The sequence below is a fragment of the Streptomyces sp. NPDC048462 genome, assembly GCF_043200175.1.
Taxonomy (GTDB): Bacteria; Actinomycetota; Actinomycetes; order Streptomycetales; family Streptomycetaceae; genus Streptomyces.
In genome coordinates this window covers 38554-56733 of sequence record NZ_JBICXG010000035.1, presented here as the reverse complement: position 1 = coordinate 56733, position 18180 = coordinate 38554, and the positions used below count along the sequence as shown (strand labels likewise).

Sequence of the window (18180 nt, the reverse complement as noted above, 5' to 3'; positions counted from 1 at the left end):
GTCGGAGTGGTGCAATTGCACATATTAAATTCGCCAGTTGTAGGAAGGGTGTAAAGCTACCCCTTCTCAAAACTGATTCAGTGACTCCCGTCACATGGCATGACTCTTGCCAAGTACGAGCCTGCCACTGCATAGGGGTGTGGGAGCGCGCCATTGGTCACGTGGCGGGAGGACTTTCGTCCTCCGCCCGCCGGGCGTTGGGCCGGCCGTCGCGGAGCGGCCCACGGACCGGCTCGGAGGCCCCGGGTGACGGTGCGTCGGCCCGCGGCGGTGGCAGGTCCTTCCCGCGCGGCCTCCCGACGGCCCGCGGTGCGCCCTTCTGAGGCCCTGCGGGCGCCCCGGGCGGACCGGCCGGGTCTTCGGTCGCTCCGCCCGCCACAGGTGCCGTCACGGGCTCCATGGCGAGCCGCAGCAGCCGGGCGCAGACCGCGCAGTGCCGGGTGAGGTGGCGGTAGCCGGTGGCGGCCGCCAGATGGGCGCGCAACAGGGCGCGGATCTCGTGCCGGGGAGAGCTCCGCGCCACCGTGCGGCGCCGGACCGGTTCGTGGGTGGCGGTCGCGGCGGTCGTGGCGTTTGTGGCGGCTGTGGTGGCCGCGGCAGACGTTGCGGACGTACCCGTCGCGGCAGACGTGTTCGGTGCGTTCGAAGTGTTCGGTGTGCCCGATGCGCCTGGTGTGCTCGATGTGCCGGGCCGGAACCCCTCGCCCGTGGATGCCGTCATCCGCGCCACCTCCCGGTGGATGCGCGCTGCCCCGTGCCGAGAAATCAGGGACAGCCCCGGTTTTCTGAGTACTCGTCGGCGGGCACCGGAGTCAATACGCGCGAAAGCCCGGATCCAGGGGATCCGGGCTTTCGTTACTGCGGTCCTGACGGGATTTGAACCCGCGGCCTCCACCTTGACAGGGTGGCGAGCACTCCAAACTGCTCCACAGGACCAGGTTTTCGCGGCTGCCTCGCGGCTGGCTGCGAAGACAGACTGTACAGGAGGTCAGAGGGTGCGGTCGACCTCACTTCCGGTGGCCGGACGGTCACCCGGCCACCGGCGGGCGGCTGCGACAGGCCCTACGGGGCCGCGGCGTCGATCGCCTTCACGATCCGCTTGTCGGAGACCGGGAACGCGGTGCCCAGCGCGTGCGCGAAATAGCTGACCCGCAGCTCCTCGATCATCCAGCGGATGTCCAGGACCTCCTGCGGAACGGGCCTGCCGCCCGGCAGTTGTTCGAGCAGCCAGGCGTACTCGTCCTGCATCTCGTGGACCTTCTCCATGCGCGCGGTGTCGCGCTGGACGTTGGTCGGCATCTGCTGGAGCCGGCGGTCCTCCGCGACCAGGTAGCGCATCAGATCGGGCAGCCTGCGCAGCCCGGTCGCGGTGACGAAGCCGGGCGGAACGAGCCGGGCGAGGTGCTCCCGTACGTCGGTGACGTTGTTGATCAGGACCAGGCTGTTGGTGGCCTTCAGCCGGCGCTCGCACGCCTGCCAGGCCGCCAGGACCTGCTGCACCTGGCCGACCGTGCGGACGGTCAGGTCCACCAGGTCGGCGCGCACCTTGTCGTACAGCTTCCGGAACGACGCCTCGTCCCAGGCGGGGCCGCCGTGCGCGGCGATCAGGCGGTCGGCGGCCGCCGTCGCGCAGTCGTCGAAGAGTGCCTGGATGGAGCCGTGCGGGTTGCGGGACAGGGCCAGCTTCTGCTGGTTGGTGAGCTTGTCCGAGGCGAACTTCGCCGGGTTCACCGGGATGTTCAGCAGGATCAGCTTCCGGGTGCCGCGCCACATCGCCTGCTGCTGTTCGGCCTCGGTGTCGAAGAGCCGTACGGCCACCGTTTCGCCCTGGTCGACGAGGGCCGGGAAGGCCTTGACCGGCTGGCCGGCCCGCCGCGTCTCGAAGACCCGGTCCAGCGCGCCGATCGTCCAGTCCGTGAGGCCCGAGCGCTCGATGGATTCGCCCGAGGGCCCCGCGGTCGCCGCGGCGGCCTGGGAGAGCGCCTGCCGGGCCTTGGGGCGCAGCTGGACGCGGAGCGCCTCCAGGTCCTTGTCCTCGGCGACCTTGCGGCGCCGTTCGTCGACGATCCGGAAGGTGATCTTGAGGTGGTCCGGGATGCGCGTCAGGTCGAAGTCGTCGGCCGTGACCGGGACGCCGACCATCCGCTGGAGCTCGCGGGCCAGGGTGACCGGCAGTGGCTCCTGGAGGGGCACGGCCCGGTCCAGGAACTTGTCCGCGTAGTTCGGCGCGGGCACGTAGTGCCGGCGGATCGGCTTGGGCAGCGAGCGGATCAGCTCGGTGACCACTTCCTCGCGCAGCCCCGGGATCTGCCAGTCGAAGCCCTCCGAGGTGACCTGGTTGAGCACCTGGAGCGGGATGTGGACGGTCACGCCGTCCGCGTCCGCGCCCGGCTCGAACTGGTACGTCACCCGGAACTTGAGTTTCCCCTGCCGCCAGGAGTCCGGGTAGTCGTCCTTGGTGACGTTCCCGGCCTTCTCGTTGATGAGCATCGAGCGCTCGAAGTCCAGCGCGTCCGGCTCGTCCCGGCGCTTGTGCTTCCACCAGGAGTCGAAGTGCGCGCCCGAGACGACGTGTTCCGGGATGCGCTGGTCGTAGAAGTCGAACAGCGTCTCGTCGTCCACGAGGATGTCGCGGCGCCGGGCGCGGTGCTCGAGCTCCTCGACCTCGCCCAGGAGCTTGCGGTTGTCGTGGAAGAACTGGTGATGGGTGCGCCAGTCGCCCTCGACCAGGGCGTTGCGGATGAACAGGTCCCGCGAGGCCTCCTGGTCGATGCGGCCGAAATTGATCTTGCGCTGGGCCACGATCGGTACGCCGTACAGCGTGACCCGCTCGTACGCCATCACCGCGGCCTGGTCCTTCTCCCAGTGCGGCTCGCTGTAGGTGCGCTTCAGAAGGTGCTGGGCCAGTGGCTCGATCCACTCGGGCTCGACCCGGGCGTTGACCCGCGCCCACAGCCGGGACGTCTCCACCAGCTCCGCCGACATCACGAACCGGGGCTGCTTCTTGAAGAGCGCCGATCCGGGGAAGATCGCGAACTTGGCGTTGCGGGCGCCGACGTACTCGTTCTTCTCGGTGTCCTTCAGCCCGATGTGCGACAGCAGACCGGACAGCAGCGAGGTGTGCACCGACTGCTCCGGCGCCGCAGCACCCGTCGAGGACTCCTCCAGATCGAGGCCCATCTGCTTGGCGACCGTGCGCAGCTGGGCGTAGATGTCCTGCCATTCGCGGATGCGCAGGAAGTTCAGGTACTCCTGCTTGCACATCCGGCGGAAGCTGGAGGAGCCGCGCTCCTTCTGCTGTTCGCGGATGTAGCGCCACAGGTTCAGGAACGCCAGGAAGTCCGACGTCTCGTCCTTGAAGCGGGCGTGCTGCTGGTCGGCCTGCGTCTGCTTCTCGGACGGCCGCTCGCGCGGGTCCTGGATGGAGAGCGCGGCGGCGATGACCATGACCTCGCGGACACAGCCGTTGCGGTCGGCCTCGATGACCATCCGGGCCAGGCGCGGGTCCACCGGCAGCTGGGAGAGCTTGCGGCCCAGCGGGGTGAGCCTCTTCTTCGGGTCCTTCTCCTCCGGGTCCAGCGCGCCGAGCTCCTGGAGGAGCTGCACACCGTCGCGGATGTTGCGGTGGTCCGGCGGGTCGATGAAGGGGAACTTCTCGATCTCGCCCAGGCCGGCCGCGGTCATCTGGAGGATGACGGAGGCCAGGTTCGTCCGAAGGATCTCCGGGTCGGTGAACTCCGGCCGGGTCAGGAAGTCGTCCTCGGAGTACAGCCGGATGCAGATGCCGTCCGACGTACGGCCGCAGCGGCCCTTGCGCTGGTTGGCGCTGGCCTGCGAGATCCGCTCGATCGGCAGCCGCTGGACCTTGGTGCGGTGGCTGTAGCGGGAGATACGGGCGTTGCCCGGGTCGATCACGTACTTGATGCCGGGGACGGTCAGCGAGGTCTCGGCGACGTTGGTCGCGAGGACGACCCGGCGTCCGGTGTGGCGCTGGAACACGCGGTGCTGCTCGGCGTGCGAGAGGCGCGCGTAGAGGGGGAGCACCTCAGTGTGTCTGAGGTTGCGTTTGCCGAGCGCGTCCGCCGTGTCGCGGATCTCGCGCTCGCCGGACAGGAAGACCAGCACATCGCCCGGTCCCTCCGACTGGAGCTCGTCCACGGCGTCGCAGATCGCGGTGATCTGGTCGCGGTCGGAGTCCTCGCTGTCCTCTTCGAGAAGCGGCCGGTAGCGCACGTCAACGGGATAGGTACGGCCGCTGACCTCGACGATCGGCGCCTCGCCGAAGTGGCGGGCGAAGCGCTCCGGGTCGATGGTCGCCGAGGTGATGACGACCTTCAGGTCCGGGCGCTTGGGCAGCAGCCTGGCCAGGTAGCCGAGCAGGAAGTCGATGTTCAGCGACCGCTCGTGGGCCTCGTCGATGATGATCGTGTCGTACGCGAGCAGCTCGCGGTCCGTCTGGATCTCGGCGAGCAGGATGCCGTCCGTCATCAGCTTGACGAAGGTCGCGTCCGGGTTGACCTGGTCGGTGAACCGGACCTTCCAGCCGACCGCCTCGCCCAGCGGTGTCTTCAGCTCCTCGGCGATCCGCTCGGCCACCGTGCGGGCCGCGATCCGGCGGGGCTGGGTGTGCCCGATCATGCCTCGGACGCCACGGCCCAGCTCCATGCAGATCTTGGGGATCTGGGTGGTCTTGCCGGAGCCGGTCTCACCCGCGACGATCACGACCTGGTGGTCGCGTATCGCCTCCAGGATCTCGTCCTTCTTCTGGCTGACCGGCAGTTGTTCGGGGTACGAGAGGGCAGGCAGCCGCCCGGCCCGCAGCGCGAGCCGCCCGGCTGCCTTGGTGGCCTGGGCGGCGATCTCGTCCAGCACGCCTTGCTGGGCCTCGGGTTTACGAATGCGGCGGGCGCCTTCGAGACGTCGGCCGAGCCGGTGGGCGTCGCGCAGCGAGAGCTGCCCGAGCTGGGACTGGAGATCGGCAAAGGAAGTAGACATACGGGTCCCAGGATCTCACCCGGGCCCGGGGAACGGCGAACCTATTTCGCGCGGGGTCCGTCACGGCACAGGACCGGCGGGGTGCGGGCACCCGCACGGTGCGGGGCGACGCGGTCACAGCACGTACCATTCCGGACAGTCGATCATCCCCGCGATCCCTCTCGATTCCCTTCGATTCCTTCGATCCCCTCCCGGAAGGCCCGTGTCCGTGTCCCGTTCGCAGTGGTGCTGCCTGGTGGCCGCGCTCGCGGTCGTCCTGGGGCTGTTCTGCGGGCAGTCGGCGGCGGGCAGGGCCTCGGTCGTGGCCTCCCCGATGGCATCCCAGGCCCAGGCCCAGGCCCAGGCCCCGACAGCGGCTGTGGCCGCGTCGTCGGACCCGGCGCCGGCCGTGGCGGTCACCGAGGTCACCGTGGCCGGCGGGGACGGGGTTCCGGGCTGCGGCAGGGGCGGGAAGCGCGAGGGCGGCGAGCCGGCGGTTCCCGGCCGGACCCGGGCGGCGGCCCAGGACCAGGCGCCGGGCCTCGCCGGATGGGTGCCTGTCGCCACCGGACCGGGACCGGTGCGGCCGCCCGCTCCGGCGGCGTCGCGCGGCCCCGACGTGACCGCGCCGAGCCCGGTGGAACTCTCCGTACTGAGGGTGTAGACGGCCCGCAGCTCCACGGCCGTCCCCTCATCCCTCCCGCACACCAGCACGGAGTTCCGCATGCCCACGCCCAAATCCACGCCCAAGCCGTCCCCCGAGTCAGGCAGTGCTCGCAAGCCCGGCCGGCCGGCCCGCTCCAGGAAGCCGCTCGTCTACGGCGCCGGGATCGTCGTGGCCGCCGCACTGTTCGGCTACGTCTCCTACCGGGCCACCGCCCCCGACGCCCCGCACTCCGGATCCTCCGCGGTCGCCGACGTCACCGCGGACCCGGAGGCCGGCGTCTACCCCGAGCTGGCGGAGCTGGCCCGGCGCGACGCCGGGGACAAGCTGGCGCGGGGCCGGGCGGACGCGCCCGTCGTCCTCATCGAGTACGCCGACTTCAAGTGCGGCTACTGCGCGAAGTTCGCCCGGGACACCGAACCCGCCCTGGTGAAGAAGTACGTCGACAACGGCACCCTGCGCATCGAGTGGCGCAACTTCCCGATCTTCGGCGCCGAGTCCGAGGCCGCCGCACGCGCCTCCTGGGCCGCCGGGCAGCAGGGCCGCTTCTGGCAGTTCCACCGTGCCGCCTACGCCGAAGGGGTCAAGGAGAAGGGGTTCGGCAAGGGCCGGCTGAAGGCGCTCGCCCAGCAGGCCGGGGTGGCCGACCTGGACCGCTTCCAGGCCGATGCGGACGGCGCGGCGGCGGCGGCCGCGGTGAGCAAGGACCAGGAACAGGGGTACGGGATCGGCGCGACGTCCACACCCTCGTTCCTGATCAACGGCCGCCCGATCGCCGGGGCGCAGCCGACCGGGGCCTTCACCCAGGCCATCGAACAGGCGGCGGAGCGGGCGAAGAACACCGGCAGCGCGGCCGAGGACGCCAAGGGCTCGGAACCGGCCGAGGACACCAAGGGCTCCGCGGCCCCTGAGGACCCGGCAGCCCCCACGAACCCCAAGGACACCGCGAAGTGACGGCCGGGATCGGCTACTTCGCCGCGCTTCTCGGCGGGCTGCTGGCCCTGCTCAGCCCGTGCAGCGCCCTGCTGCTCCCCGCCTTCTTCGCGTACTCCATCAACTCCACCTCGCGGCTGCTCGCCCGGACGGGCATCTTCTACGCGGGGCTGGCCACCACCCTGGTCCCGCTGGGCGCGGCGGGGTCGTACGCCGGGCGGCTGTTCTACGGCCACCGCGATGCCCTCGTCCTCGGCGCGGGCTGGCTGATCATCGTCCTCGGCGCCGCCCAGATCGTCGGGCTCGGCTTCGCCTCGCGGCGGATCGCCGCGCTCAGCGGCCGGATCCGCCCCACCACCGCCCTATCGGTCTACGCGCTCGGCGCGGTCTACGGACTGGCCGGCTTCTGCGCGGGGCCGATCCTCGGAAGCGTGCTCACCGTGGCGGCCGTCAGCGGCAGCCCGGCGTACGGCGGACTGCTGCTCGCCGTCTACGCGCTGGGCATGGCGGTGCCGCTCTTCCTGCTCGCGCTGCTCTGGGAGCGGTTCGAGCTGGGGCGCCGGGCCTGGCTGCGCGGGCGCGTCGTGCGGCTCGGCCGCTTCGAGCTGCACACGACGTCGCTGCTGTCGGGGCTCTTCTTCATCGGGCTCGGCGCCATGTTCCTGGCGTACGACGGGACGACCGCGCTCCCCGGACTGCTGGACGTGGACCAGTCGTTCGCCGTGGAGCAGTGGGCCCAGGGCGTCGGCGAACGGGTGCCGGACGCGGCGATGCTGGTGGCGGTGGTGGCCGTCGTCCTGCTGGTGCTCGCGGTACGGGCCGGTCGCCGCCGGGCCGGGGCCGGCGCTGACGAAACGAACACCGCTGACCGGGAGGGCGCCTGACACGACGAAGGCCCCGTCCATCGGACGGGGCCTTCGGGTGGTGGCTGGGGCCGGGATCGAACCGGCGACCTATCGCTTTTCAGGCGATCGCTCGTACCAACTGAGCTACCCAGCCACGCAGCTCGTACGGGCTGCAGCGGTCCTGACGGGATTTGAACCCGCGGCCTCCACCTTGACAGGGTGGCGAGCACTCCAAACTGCTCCACAGGACCAAGCAATGTGCGAGAACAAGTCTCGCACACGTTAAAGCGTGCCCCCAACGGGATTCGAACCCGTGCTACCGCCTTGAAAGGGCGGCGTCCTGGGCCACTAGACGATGAGGGCTAAGGGCCCACCTGCGCGCTTTCCAGCGCGTCGGGGACGTCAGAAGCATATGGGATGGCGGCGGCTATCGCCAAAACGGTTTACGGGGAGGGGGTGGAAGACGTCGGTGGTGGGCCCGGGAGAGCCGGGTCGCCCTGGGGCAGATGGCGGCTGACCTCGGCCGTCGTCAGGCCGAGCCCGCCCAGCGTGATCTCGTCCCAGGCCTGCAGCCGACGGGTGGAGCGGTCCAGATAGAGCACCGAGGCGAGCACCTGCTCCGGCTTCTTGTTCTGTACGGCGCGCAGCCCGCCGCCGCCCGTCGAGCCCTCGACCTTCAGCCGGGTGCCGAGCTTCATCACCTCGTTCTGCCGGTGGTGCACATGACCGGCCAGCACGAGCGGGACCGTGCCGTCCGTCTCCCGGGCCGCCGCCGGCTCGTGGGTGACGGCGATGTCGACCGGGGTGCCGGCCCGCCGCTGCTCGCGCAGGGCGGCCGCCAGCCGCAGGCCCGCCGTCCGTTCGACGTCCTCGGCCTGTTCGGGCCCGGTGCGGTCCGGGGTGAACTCCGGGTCCCCGATACCGGCCACCCGGAGCCCGCCGACATTCACCGCCCGGCCCTCGTCCAGCACGTGCACGTTCTTGAACCGCTTGGCGTCGGCCAGGTACTTCTGGGTGGTCGCGGAGTCGTGGTTGCCCCGGACCCAGACGTAGGGGGCGCCCAGATCGCTGACCGGGTCGAGGAAGTTGTTCTCGACGGCGGCCCCGTGGTCCATCGTGTCGCCCGAGTCGATGATCACGTCGATGTCGTACTGCTCGACGAGCGAGCCGATGATGTGCCAGGCCGCCGGGTTCAGATGGATGTCGGAGACGTGCAGGACGCGCAGCGTGGCGGGGTCCGGGCTGTAGACGGGGAGCGTCGAGGTGGCGTCGTACAGCTTGGTGACGTTGGTGACCAGCCGGGCCAGCTCCTGCTGGTAGACGTCGAAGTCGGTGACGATCGAGCGGGCGTCGCCGACGACGGAGGGGGCGCTGGAGAGCAGGCCGGAGAACTTCGGCTCCAGGACCGACTTCGGGTTCCAGGTGGCGTACGCGCTGACCCCCGAGGCGGCCAGCAGCGCGAGTGCGAGCCCGCCGGCCGCGAGGGCGCGGCGGGGCCTGCGGTAGACGGCGAGGCCGAGCGCGGTGGCCCCGGAGACGACCGCGACGCACGAGCGCACGGCGAGCTCGCGGGTGCCGGCGCTGACGTCGCCGGTGACCTCGTCCTCCAGTCCGGACAGCCGTTCGGGGTGCTGGACCAGCGCCTCGGAGCGGACCGGGTCGAGGCGGTCGACATCGACGTCGAGCCGGACCGGGGCGTGGTGCGAATCCAGCTCCAGGGCGCCCAGCGGCGACACGTTGATCTTGGTGCCGCCGGTGAGGGAGGGGCGCAGGGTCATCGTCGTGTCCATCGGGCCGACGGACGTACGGACGCTGCCGACGGCCAGCAGTCCGAGCCAGGCGCCGAAGAGCACGACGGTCACCAGCCCCAGCGCGCGGGCGAACGGTCGCGGCGGGACGGCGAGCGCGCCGCCCGGGCGACGGACCCGGCTGCCGGCGCGCGGCCGGGTGCGAGGGCGGAGGCGGTGCCGGACACGGGCTGCTGCGGCACGGAACGGGTCGCGGGCCATTGGGCGACTGTGCCCCGGTCCGCAGGCAGGTATGCGCTCCGGGCGCTCCCGGGTGCTGCCGGCTGTCCCCGGGTGCTTCCGGGTGCTCGTGGGTGCCTGCGGGATGTCCGGGCGCTTCCGGCGGTGGTACGTGACAATGACGGGGTGCTGGAGATGACGCGGGAAGAGTTCGAGGAACTGGTGGGCGAGGCCCTGGACCGGATCCCGCCGGAGCTGACCCGGCTGATGGACAACGTCGCGGTCTTCGTCGAGGACGAACCGGAGGCCGGTGATCCGGATCTGCTCGGGCTCTACGAGGGCACGCCGCTGACCGAGCGCGGTGAGTGGTACGCGGGCGTGCTGCCGGACCGGATCACCATCTACCGCGGGCCGACGCTGCGGATGTGCGAGTCCCGCGAGCGCGTGGTGGCCGAGACGGAGATCACCGTCGTCCACGAGATCGCGCACCACTTCGGCATCGACGACGAGAGGCTGCACGCACTCGGTTACGGGTGAGGCGCCCGGGGCGGCGTGGTGTGAATGAGGTGTGCGGGCCGGGCCCGTGGGCGTGTCCCCGGCGGGGCGGTGGGAGTTGGGCACAGCGCTCCCCGGCTCGTTCCCTACCGCCACGTCCTTCCTCGCGCCCCCGGAGGTGCCCCCGTGCGCCAGTTGTCCGTACCCGCCCCCGTCCGCTGGGCGGCCGTCACCGTCGTGACGATCGCCGCGTCCGCCGGCTGCATGAGCGTCGGTGACGACGGCGGGAAACCGTCGCCCTCGCGGTCCGCCGCGTCGAAGGAGGCGGTGGCCGGCCCCGACGGCTCCACGGTGACCGGCACCGGCCGGGCGGCCCGTACCGGCGGCTCCGGGGCGCACTCCGACCGGGAGGCCGCCGAGTCCGGCGCCCCGAGCGCCTCCGCCGGGCCCTCGCGCAGTTCCGGCACGAAGTCCGCCGGGCCCGGCCGGGCCCGGGGCGGCCATGTGTCGGCCCCGCCGCCCCCGCGGGCGGAGCCGGGGGTTCCGGAGCAGCCCGAGCCCCCGGCTCCCTCCGAGGCGCAGACCCCCGAGCCGCCGGCCCCGCCGGTGGAGCCCGAGCCGGAGCCCTCGGCGCCGCCGGAGGTGCCTTCGGCGTCGCCGGCGGCGCAGCTCCGCAATGAGGCGATGGGGGCGCCGGGCCAGGTGGAGGAGATGCGGACACCGGAGGCATCGCCGCAGGTGGGACCGGCTTGACGAGGTGCCGCCAGCAGTCCGGCTTGCACGATGGTGGGGTTAGTGCGTATGGTAGTAGATCGTTTGATCCATTGCCCGGCGCCGACACAGAAGAGCGCCGTGTGGCGCGTACTCTCCCTTGCCGTGGCTGGACCGCATTGAGGCGGTCGAAATTGCGAAAACACGGAGTTACGGGCGCGTGCCGAGACTCCGGAAGGTTTCGCATTTCGCATGTCAATTTCCAGTTCTGACCACACCGTGCTGCCCGAGAACATCGAGAACGACGAGCTCGTCGTGGCTGCCGAGGCCGTCGTGGCCGAGTCCGCCGTCTCCATCGAGGACTACATCAAGGCTCCTCAGACCGAGCAGGCCGAGCAGACGGAGCAGGCCAAGACGGTCGAGACGGCCGAGCAGGCCAAGACGGTCGAGACGGCCGAGCAGGCCAAGACGGTCGAGACGGCCGAGCAGGCCGTGACCGAGGCTCCCCAGGCCGAGCAGGCCGAAGCCGACTCCGCCGCCGACGAGGCGGACGCCGAGCCGACCGTCACCTTCGCCGACCTGGGCCTGCCCGAGGGCATCGTCCGCAAGCTCGCGCAGAACGGTGTGACCGCGCCTTTCCCGATCCAGGCAGCGACCATCCCGGACGCCCTGGCCGGAAAGGACATCCTCGGCCGAGGCCGTACCGGCTCCGGCAAGACCCTCTCCTTCGGTCTGCCGACCCTGGCCTCGCTGGCCGGTGGGCACACCGAGAAGAAGAAGCCCCGCGCGATCATCCTCACCCCGACCCGTGAGCTCGCGATGCAGGTCGCGGACGCGCTGCAGCCGTACGGCGACGTGCTCGGCCTGAAGATGAAGGTCGTCTGCGGCGGTACGTCGATGGGCAACCAGATCTACGCGCTGGAGCGCGGTGTCGACGTCCTCGTCGCCACCCCGGGCCGGCTGCGCGACATCATCAACCGGGGCGCCTGCTCCCTGGAGAACGTCCAGGTCGCCGTCCTCGACGAGGCCGACCAGATGTCCGACCTGGGCTTCCTGCCCGAGGTCACCGAGCTGCTCGACCAGATCCCCGGTGGCGGCCAGCGCATGCTCTTCTCCGCCACCATGGAGAACGAGATCGGCACCCTGGTCAAGCGCTACCTGAGCAACCCGGTCACCCACGAGGTCGACTCCGCCCAGGGCAACGTCTCGACCATGTCGCACCACGTCCTCGTCGTGAAGCCGAAGGACAAGGCGCCGGTCACCTCCGCCATCGCCGCCCGCAAGGGCCGCACCATCATCTTCGTCCGCACCCAGCTGGGCGCCGACCGCATCGCCGAGCAACTCGTCGAGGCGGGCGTCAAGGCGGACGCGCTGCACGGCGGCATGACCCAGGGCGCCCGTACCCGCGTCCTTGAGGACTTCAAGAAGGGCTACGTCAACGCCCTGGTCGCCACCGACGTCGCCGCCCGAGGCATCCACGTCGACGGCATCGACCTGGTCCTGAACGTGGACCCGGCCGGTGACCACAAGGACTACCTGCACCGCTCGGGCCGTACCGCCCGTGCCGGCAAGTCCGGTGTCGTCGTCTCGCTGGCGCTGCCGCACCAGCGCCGTCAGATCTTCCGCCTGATGGAGGACGCGGGCGTCGACGCCTCGCGCCACATCGTGCAGGGCGCGGGCGTCTTCGAGCCCGAGGTCGCCGAGATCACCGGCGCCCGTTCGCTCACCGAGGTCCAGGCCGACTCCGCGAACAACGCCGCCAAGCAGGCCGAGCGCGAGGCCGCCGACCTGACCAAGCAACTGGAGCGCATCCAGCGCCGCGCCGTCGAGCTGCGCGAGGAGGCCGACCGCCTGGTCGCCCGTGCCGCCCGCGAGCGGGGCGACGACCCGGAGGCAGCGGTGGCCGAGGTCGCCGCCGAGGCCGAGGCCGCGCTGCTGGCCGCCGCCTCCGTGCCGGAGCAGCAGGCCGCGCGCGAGGAGCGCCGCGACGACCGTGGCAACTACGAGCGCCGGGACAACCGTGGCGGCGACCGTGGCGGCTACCGGGGCGGCAACGACCGCACCGGTGAGCGCAGCGGCCGCCCCGCCGGCAGTAACGGCTACCGGGGCAGCAGCGACCGCCCGTCCTTCCGGGGCAGCAACGACCGCCGTGAGGACCGTCCGGTCGGTGGCGGTTTCCGCTCCGGCGGCAACGACCGTCGCGATGACCGCGGTGGTTTCCAGCGTCGTGACGACCGTCCCTCCGGTGGCTTCCGCTCCGGTGGCAACGACCGTCGTGACGACCGTGGCGGCCGCTCCTTCGAGCGTCGTGACAACGACCGTCCGTCCTTCAGCCGTGACAACGACCGTCCGTCGTTCAACCGCGACAACGACCGCCCGTCGTTCAACCGCGACCGTCGTGACGAGCGTCCCTCCGGTGGCTTCCGCTCCGGTGGCGGCGACCGCCCGTTCAACCGCGACCGTCGTGACGACCGTCCCTCGGGCGGCTTCCGCTCGGGCGGCAACGACCGCCCCACCGGCCGTCGTGACGACCACCGCTCCACGGGAACCGGCACGAGCACCGGCTCCTTCGGCCGCCGCGACGACAAGCCGCGCTGGAAGCGCAACGGCTGAACGTAGCTGATCCGCTGAACCGGGAGGCCCTGCCCGACGCACCGCGTCGGGCAGGGCCTCCCGGCATTCCGTGAGCAGGCCATGCCAAGCGTGCATCCGCTGATAACCTGCTCCCTCCAGGTAGGTGGCCCACACACGCGTACCTGTGCACACAACTTTCCCTGGTCCGTGCCCACGCGCGCCGGACCACCGGAGGGCCCCACCCCTCTCTCCGCTGCCCGGAAAGCGCCATGTCGCCTTCCGGCCTCCGCAGATTGGAAGGTCCCCCCTGTGGGACGTCATGTCCTGGAACGCCCCCGTGCGCTCCGAAACGTCACTGCCGCAGTAGGTGTCGCAGCGGCTCTCGCCGGGGTCCTCGGGCCACTGGGCGGCCCGGCCGGCGCCGCAGTTCCGGCGCCGGAGGCGGTTCTTGAGGCAGCCACCAGGACGATCAGCCCCGTCTATCCCGAGGTTGCGGGACGCACCGGCTTCGCGTACCGAACGGCAGACGGCGTCCGATGGACGGACTACGCGAGTGGTGCGACCACGCAACTGCATCCGGCGGACGACGCCCACCGCCCACTTCTCAACACCATGTCGGATGTGATCGCCTATCACGGCAACGACGGCACGGTGAGAATGGTCGATGCTCATGGCGGCACCGAACGGACCGCTCAACTGCCCTCAGGATTCCAGCTTCTGACGGTGCACGGTGAGACGGTCGTGGCCGTTGCCAAGGCGGGGGACGTGGCGGGCGAGTGCCACGTCTTCCGCTTCGACGGTCCGGAGCTCACCGATCGCAAGGTCGCCGGGTTGCCCTCCGGCGCAGTCTGCGGCGCCGCCCTCCTGCCGCCGTACTCGATCGGTGACCCGTCGAGCACGGTTGTCGCATACGGGCTCGGCTCAGTCGTTCATTACGGACTCGTCGATCTGGACGACTCCACCTTCACCGAGGTGCCGATCACCCGTCTGCCGAAGAACATCCAGGTCACTGAAGACTCCGTGTCCTGGTACGACGCCGCGTCCAGGAGCGTCAAGGTGCTCTCCCGCGCCGATCCGCAGGCACCACCTCGTGACGTGCCCGTCGATCCGTCAGGGAGCGGCAACACGAAATCGTTCCTGCTCGGCGACTACGTGGTCTGGGTCAACAGCGGGAACGGTGCGCTCCACGCCATCGCTCCCGACGGCACGACCACCACGCTGCTCTCGTTCGCATACGGGCGCGGCGCGCTGTCAGACGTGGACGGCAGCCTGGTCGTCCTGGGCAAGGGCCCCTCGGGCGACTACGCCGTGCAACGCTTCACTGTGGGCCCGGACGGAGCACCCCTGCGCAGCGAGGTGCTCCCCGTGCCGTGGCAGCCGTCCCGGAGTGCGAGGCTCGCGCTGAACGGGAACCGGCTCCTGACCTACGAGACGGATCCGGCAGGCACGGGCATCGGCTTCTACGAGCGGCGGCCCGCCCTGACAGGCACGCCGACGGTGAGCGGCCAGACGTATCTCGGACGGGCGTCCGACTCGTACCGCGCGGCGTGCAGAGGCGCGGCCGGCTGCCCCGAGCTCTACCCGACAGCCGACGGCTCCGTTGTGTACACGACGTTCGAGAGCAACGGATACCTGCTCCACGTGGCCGACAAGAACCATCTCGCCCCAGGGCGTCAGATCATCGCCGGCGCCACGGCGCCCAAGGTCTACGGCGTGTCCGGCCACTACGTCGCCTACGGGACGGGGACCGGTACCGCTGCACGCACCGAAGTGCGCAACCTGGACTCCATGAAGGTGGTGCGCACCGCGCCCGCCGGGGCGTCCGCGCTCTGGGGCAACACGCTCTGGCAGCTGTCCACGACGGGCAAGCTGACGGCCATCGCTGTGGCGAAGGGCACGCCGATCCGCACGCTCAGCACCGGGGCGTCCTGCGCCGCTCCCGTCCTGCAGGCTTCCGAGCGCTATCTCTACTGGGAGTGCGGTGCGGTACCGACCGCCGCCGGAGTCGTCTCCCTCGCCGACGGGAAGGCCAGGAAGATGGGTGTCGGCGTCACCCCCGGCCGGCTCGGCGACGGTTTCGTCTCGCGGCTGGATGCCGACGGCCGGGTGGTGGTCACGGACCTCACCGGTGCGTCCACCGACGACCTGGTGATGGGAACGGCCAACTCGTCCCTTCCCGGTGCCGGCTGGACGGCTGACCCGCACAGCGGCCTCGTGGCATACGCCGGCCAGGACCAGAAGGTGCGCCTCGCGCCGACAGGGATCGGTTCAGCCCCCCTCGCCCAGATCGACTCATCGATACAGGCCGCCAAGAACGTGGACCAGGAGGGAAGTCCCTGGGCCCCGAGATGGTGGCTGTCGAAGGCGGCGGCGTCATGGAAGCTCTCGCTGAAGAACAAGGCCACGGGCAGCACGGTGCAGACGCTCTCCGGAGGGGAGACCAGCGGGCTGATCTCGGCCTCTTGGAGCGGTGTGCCGTCGGCCGGCCACCCCGTGGCCAACGGCGCGTACACCTGGACCCTGACGGCGCAGCCCGCCGACGGTTCGGGCGCACCGCTGACGAGGTCCGGAACGGTGACGGTGACGGGGGGTGCCGCAGTGCAGCGTGACTACACCGGTGACGGCATCGGAGACGCGCTCACCCTGAACTCCAAGGGAGAGTTCACCTTCCAGCACGGCGACGGGGCTGGGAAATTCTCGGGGAAGACCTCGGGCGGCGGCTGGCCGACGTCAGCGGTCGCGGTCCCGTTCGGCGACCTCGACGGCGATCATTGCAACGACGTGCTGGTGCGGATGACGGACGGATCGCTGCGTGGCTACAAGCCCGCGTGCGGGAAGGCCGTGACGCCCAGCACGTCCTACACGAAGCTCGGTACCGGTTTCCAGGCGTACAAGACCCTCACCACCGCCGGTGACCTGACCGGTGACGGCCGTGCCGATCTGCTCGGCTGGAAGACATCGACCGGCGACCTCTACCTCTTCACGACGAAGAGCGACGGGACCCTGGCGGCCGGGAAGAAGATCCGCTCCAAGTGGACCTACACCAAGGTCATGGGGGTGGGCGATCTGAACGGCGACGGGTACGGCGACCTGCTGGCCACGGACAAGTCGAACGAACTGTGGCGCTACAACGGCACGGCGTCGGGCCAGTTCAAGGAGCGCGTGCTGGTCTTCAAGGACTGGGGTTCCTCGTACAACACCGTTGTCGGAGTCGGTGACATCACCGGTGACGGCAAGGCGGACATCGTCGAGCGCGACTCGGCGGGCAAGCTGTTCCGCAACAACGGTGACGGCAAGGGGTCCTTCGGCAGCCGCACGCAGATCGCCACCGGGTGGACCTACAAGGGCATCTTCTGACCCGGATGCCGCCCCGGCGCGGGTGAGAAACGAGGGCGCGGCCTCCGGGCCGCGCCCACGTGCCGTGGTACGCCATGTTTTCCCAGTCGTGACCACGGCGGCGGCATGCGCACACCGGGGGCCGGGCATCGCTGGGGTCATGACAACAGACATCAGCGAGGACGAGCCGCCACCGGGCGTTTCCGACGAGGAGCGTCTGGCGCAGCTCGGATACACGCAGACACTCGCCCGCCGGATGTCCGCCTTCTCCAACTACGCGGTCTCGTTCACGATCATCTCGGTGCTCTCCGGCTGTCTGACGCTCTACCTGTTCGGGATGAACACCGGCGGCCCGGTCCTGATCACCTGGGGCTGGGTCGGCGTCGGGCTGATGACGTTGTTCGTCGGACTCGCGATGGCCGAGATCTGTTCGGCGTACCCGACCTCCGCAGGCCTCTACTTCTGGGCCCACCGGCTCGCTCCGCCGCGCTCGGCGGCGGCGTGGGCGTGGTTCACCGGCTGGTTCAACGTGCTCGGCCAGGTGGCCGTGACCGCCGGGATCGACTTCGGGGCGGCGTCGTTCCTGGGCGCCTACCTCAACCTCCAGTTCGACTTCGGGATCACGCCCGGCCGCACGATCCTCCTCTTCGCCGCGATCCTGTTCCTGCACGGGCTGCTGAACACCTTCGGGGTCCGGATCGTCGCGACCCTCAACAGCGTCAGCGTGTGGTGGCACGTGCTCGGCGTCGCGGTCATCGTCGGCGCGCTGACCTTCGTACCGGACTCCCACCAGTCGGCGTCGTTCGTCTTCACGGAGTTCGTGAACAACACCGGCTGGGGCAGCGGCTTCTACGTGGTGATGGTCGGGCTGCTGATGGCCCAGTACACCTTCACCGGATACGACGCCTCCGCCCATATGACCGAGGAGACGCACGACGCCGCGACCGCCGGGCCGCGCGGCATCGTCCAGTCGATCTGGACATCATGGATCGCCGGTTTCGTTCTCCTCCTCGGCTTCACCTTCGCCATCCAGTCCTACGACGGCGCCCTGGCCTCCCCGACCGGCGCCCCGCCCGCCCAGATCCTCCTGGACGCCCTGGGCGCCACCACCGGCAAGCTGTTGCTCCTGGTGGTGATCGGGGCCCAGCTCTTCTGCGGAATGGCGTCCGTGACCGCCAACAGCCGCATGATCTACGCGTTCTCCCGGGACGGCGCCCTCCCGTTCTCCCGCGTCTGGCACACGGTCAGCCCCCGAACCCGCACCCCCGTGGCGGCGGTCTGGCTGGCCGCCGCCGGCGCGCTGGTGCTGGGCCTCCCGTACCTGATCAACGTCACCGCGTACGCGGCGGTCACCTCCATCGCGGTGATCGGCCTCTACATCGCCTACGTCATCCCCACCCTGCTCCGCCTCCTGCGCGGCGACGACTTCCGGCGCGGCCCCTGGCACCTGGGCCGCTGGTCCCGCCCCATCGGCATCGTCGCGGTGGCGTGGGTGGCGGTCATCACGGTGCTCTTCATGCTGCCCCAGGTCTCGCCCGTCACCTGGGAGACCTTCAACTACGCCCCGATCGCCGTCCTGGTGGTCCTCGGCTTCGCCGCCACCTGGTGGCTCGCCTCGGCCCGGCACTGGTTCCTCAATCCGGATCACAAGCGCACGATCGCCCGCAATACGCCGCGCTGA

11 protein-coding genes and 4 tRNA genes are annotated in these 18180 nt (G+C 70.6%); 8 read left to right on the top strand and 7 right to left on the bottom strand.

The genetic code is table 11. From position 1 onward, the window contains the following. Positions 1-157: 157 nt before the first annotated feature. The 3 genes from ACGFU6_RS35285 to hrpA form a co-directional block, all read right to left on the bottom strand. On the bottom strand, positions 158-721 hold the full coding sequence (locus ACGFU6_RS35285; protein WP_393616644.1) for a DUF6274 family protein: 564 nt from the start codon (positions 719-721) through the stop codon (positions 158-160). Positions 722-861: 140 nt separating this feature from the next. Further along, a tRNA-Asp gene (locus tag ACGFU6_RS35280) sits at positions 862-936 on the bottom strand. Positions 937-1062: 126 nt separating this feature from the next. Continuing rightward, the gene (gene hrpA / locus ACGFU6_RS35275) at positions 1063-4995 is read right to left on the bottom strand and encodes an ATP-dependent RNA helicase HrpA (RefSeq protein WP_393616643.1); all 3933 of its coding nucleotides are present in this window, start codon (positions 4993-4995) and stop codon (positions 1063-1065) included. A gap of 202 nt (positions 4996-5197) precedes the next feature. Here hrpA and ACGFU6_RS35270 point away from each other — a divergent pair, with 202 nt between their 5' ends. Genes ACGFU6_RS35270 through ACGFU6_RS35260 form a run of 3 tightly spaced genes read left to right on the top strand, consistent with a single transcriptional unit; the run spans position 5198 to position 7455 of the window. Then, the gene (locus ACGFU6_RS35270) at positions 5198-5638 is read left to right on the top strand and encodes a hypothetical protein (RefSeq protein ID WP_393616642.1); all 441 of its coding nucleotides are present in this window, start codon (positions 5198-5200) and stop codon (positions 5636-5638) included. Positions 5639-5698: 60 nt separating this feature from the next. Then, positions 5699-6592 carry a DsbA family protein gene (locus ACGFU6_RS35265; RefSeq protein ID WP_393616641.1) on the top strand — a complete coding sequence of 298 codons (894 nt, stop codon included), beginning with the start codon at positions 5699-5701 and terminating at the stop codon, positions 6590-6592. Beyond that, positions 6589-7455, top strand: a complete 867-nt coding sequence (locus ACGFU6_RS35260; RefSeq protein ID WP_393616640.1) for a cytochrome c biogenesis CcdA family protein — start codon at positions 6589-6591, stop codon at positions 7453-7455. Before ACGFU6_RS35265 ends, ACGFU6_RS35260 begins: the two co-directional genes overlap by 4 nt. Positions 7456-7493: 38 nt before the next feature. Here the strand turns inward: ACGFU6_RS35260 and ACGFU6_RS35255 are convergent. The 4 genes from ACGFU6_RS35255 to ACGFU6_RS35240 all read right to left on the bottom strand — a co-directional run bounded on the left by ACGFU6_RS35255 (position 7494) and on the right by ACGFU6_RS35240 (position 9425). Continuing rightward, positions 7494-7570: transfer RNA gene (locus ACGFU6_RS35255), tRNA-Phe, on the bottom strand. A 22-nt stretch (positions 7571-7592) separates the two neighbouring features. Beyond that, a tRNA-Asp gene (locus ACGFU6_RS35250) sits at positions 7593-7667 on the bottom strand. 39 nt (positions 7668-7706) lie between these two features. Then, a tRNA-Glu gene (locus tag ACGFU6_RS35245) sits at positions 7707-7779 on the bottom strand. A gap of 80 nt (positions 7780-7859) precedes the next feature. Beyond that, positions 7860-9425, bottom strand: a complete 1566-nt coding sequence (locus ACGFU6_RS35240; protein WP_393616639.1) for a metallophosphoesterase — start codon at positions 9423-9425, stop codon at positions 7860-7862. 144 nt (positions 9426-9569) lie between these two features. On the opposite strand from ACGFU6_RS35240, the gene ACGFU6_RS35235 reads away from it, so the two are divergent. The 5 genes from ACGFU6_RS35235 (at position 9570) to ACGFU6_RS35215 (ending at position 18180) form a co-directional block, all read left to right on the top strand. Then, positions 9570-9920: a metallopeptidase family protein gene (locus ACGFU6_RS35235; RefSeq protein WP_185092255.1), complete on the top strand. Its 351-nt coding sequence runs from the start codon at positions 9570-9572 to the stop codon at positions 9918-9920. 144 nt (positions 9921-10064) lie between these two features. Further along, positions 10065-10631: a hypothetical protein gene (locus tag ACGFU6_RS35230; RefSeq protein WP_393616638.1), complete on the top strand. Its 567-nt coding sequence runs from the start codon at positions 10065-10067 to the stop codon at positions 10629-10631. A 210-nt stretch (positions 10632-10841) separates the two neighbouring features. Then, positions 10842-13202, top strand: coding sequence for a DEAD/DEAH box helicase (locus tag ACGFU6_RS35225; RefSeq protein ID WP_393616637.1), 2361 nt, complete (start codon positions 10842-10844; stop codon positions 13200-13202). A 573-nt stretch (positions 13203-13775) separates the two neighbouring features. Next, positions 13776-16520, top strand: a complete 2745-nt coding sequence (locus ACGFU6_RS35220) for an FG-GAP-like repeat-containing protein (RefSeq protein WP_393616636.1) — start codon at positions 13776-13778, stop codon at positions 16518-16520. A 139-nt stretch (positions 16521-16659) separates the two neighbouring features. Next, on the top strand, positions 16660-18180 hold the full coding sequence (locus tag ACGFU6_RS35215) for an amino acid permease (protein WP_393616635.1): 1521 nt from the start codon (positions 16660-16662) through the stop codon (positions 18178-18180).

Excerpts from the sequence above, each read along its gene's own strand:
- ACGFU6_RS35285 (WP_393616644.1), bottom strand. The coding sequence starts at position 721 with ATGACGGCATCCACGGGCGAGGGGTTCCGGCCCGGCACATCGAGCACA.
- ACGFU6_RS35225 (WP_393616637.1), top strand. The coding sequence starts at position 10,842 with ATGTCAATTTCCAGTTCTGACCACACCGTGCTGCCCGAGAACATCGAG.
- hrpA (WP_393616643.1), bottom strand. The coding sequence starts at position 4,995 with ATGTCTACTTCCTTTGCCGATCTCCAGTCCCAGCTCGGGCAGCTCTCG.
- ACGFU6_RS35265 (WP_393616641.1), top strand. The coding sequence starts at position 5,699 with ATGCCCACGCCCAAATCCACGCCCAAGCCGTCCCCCGAGTCAGGCAGT.
- ACGFU6_RS35240 (WP_393616639.1), bottom strand. The coding sequence starts at position 9,425 with ATGGCCCGCGACCCGTTCCGTGCCGCAGCAGCCCGTGTCCGGCACCGC.
- ACGFU6_RS35215 (WP_393616635.1), top strand. The coding sequence starts at position 16,660 with ATGACAACAGACATCAGCGAGGACGAGCCGCCACCGGGCGTTTCCGAC.
- ACGFU6_RS35220 (WP_393616636.1), top strand. The coding sequence starts at position 13,776 with ATGTCGGATGTGATCGCCTATCACGGCAACGACGGCACGGTGAGAATG.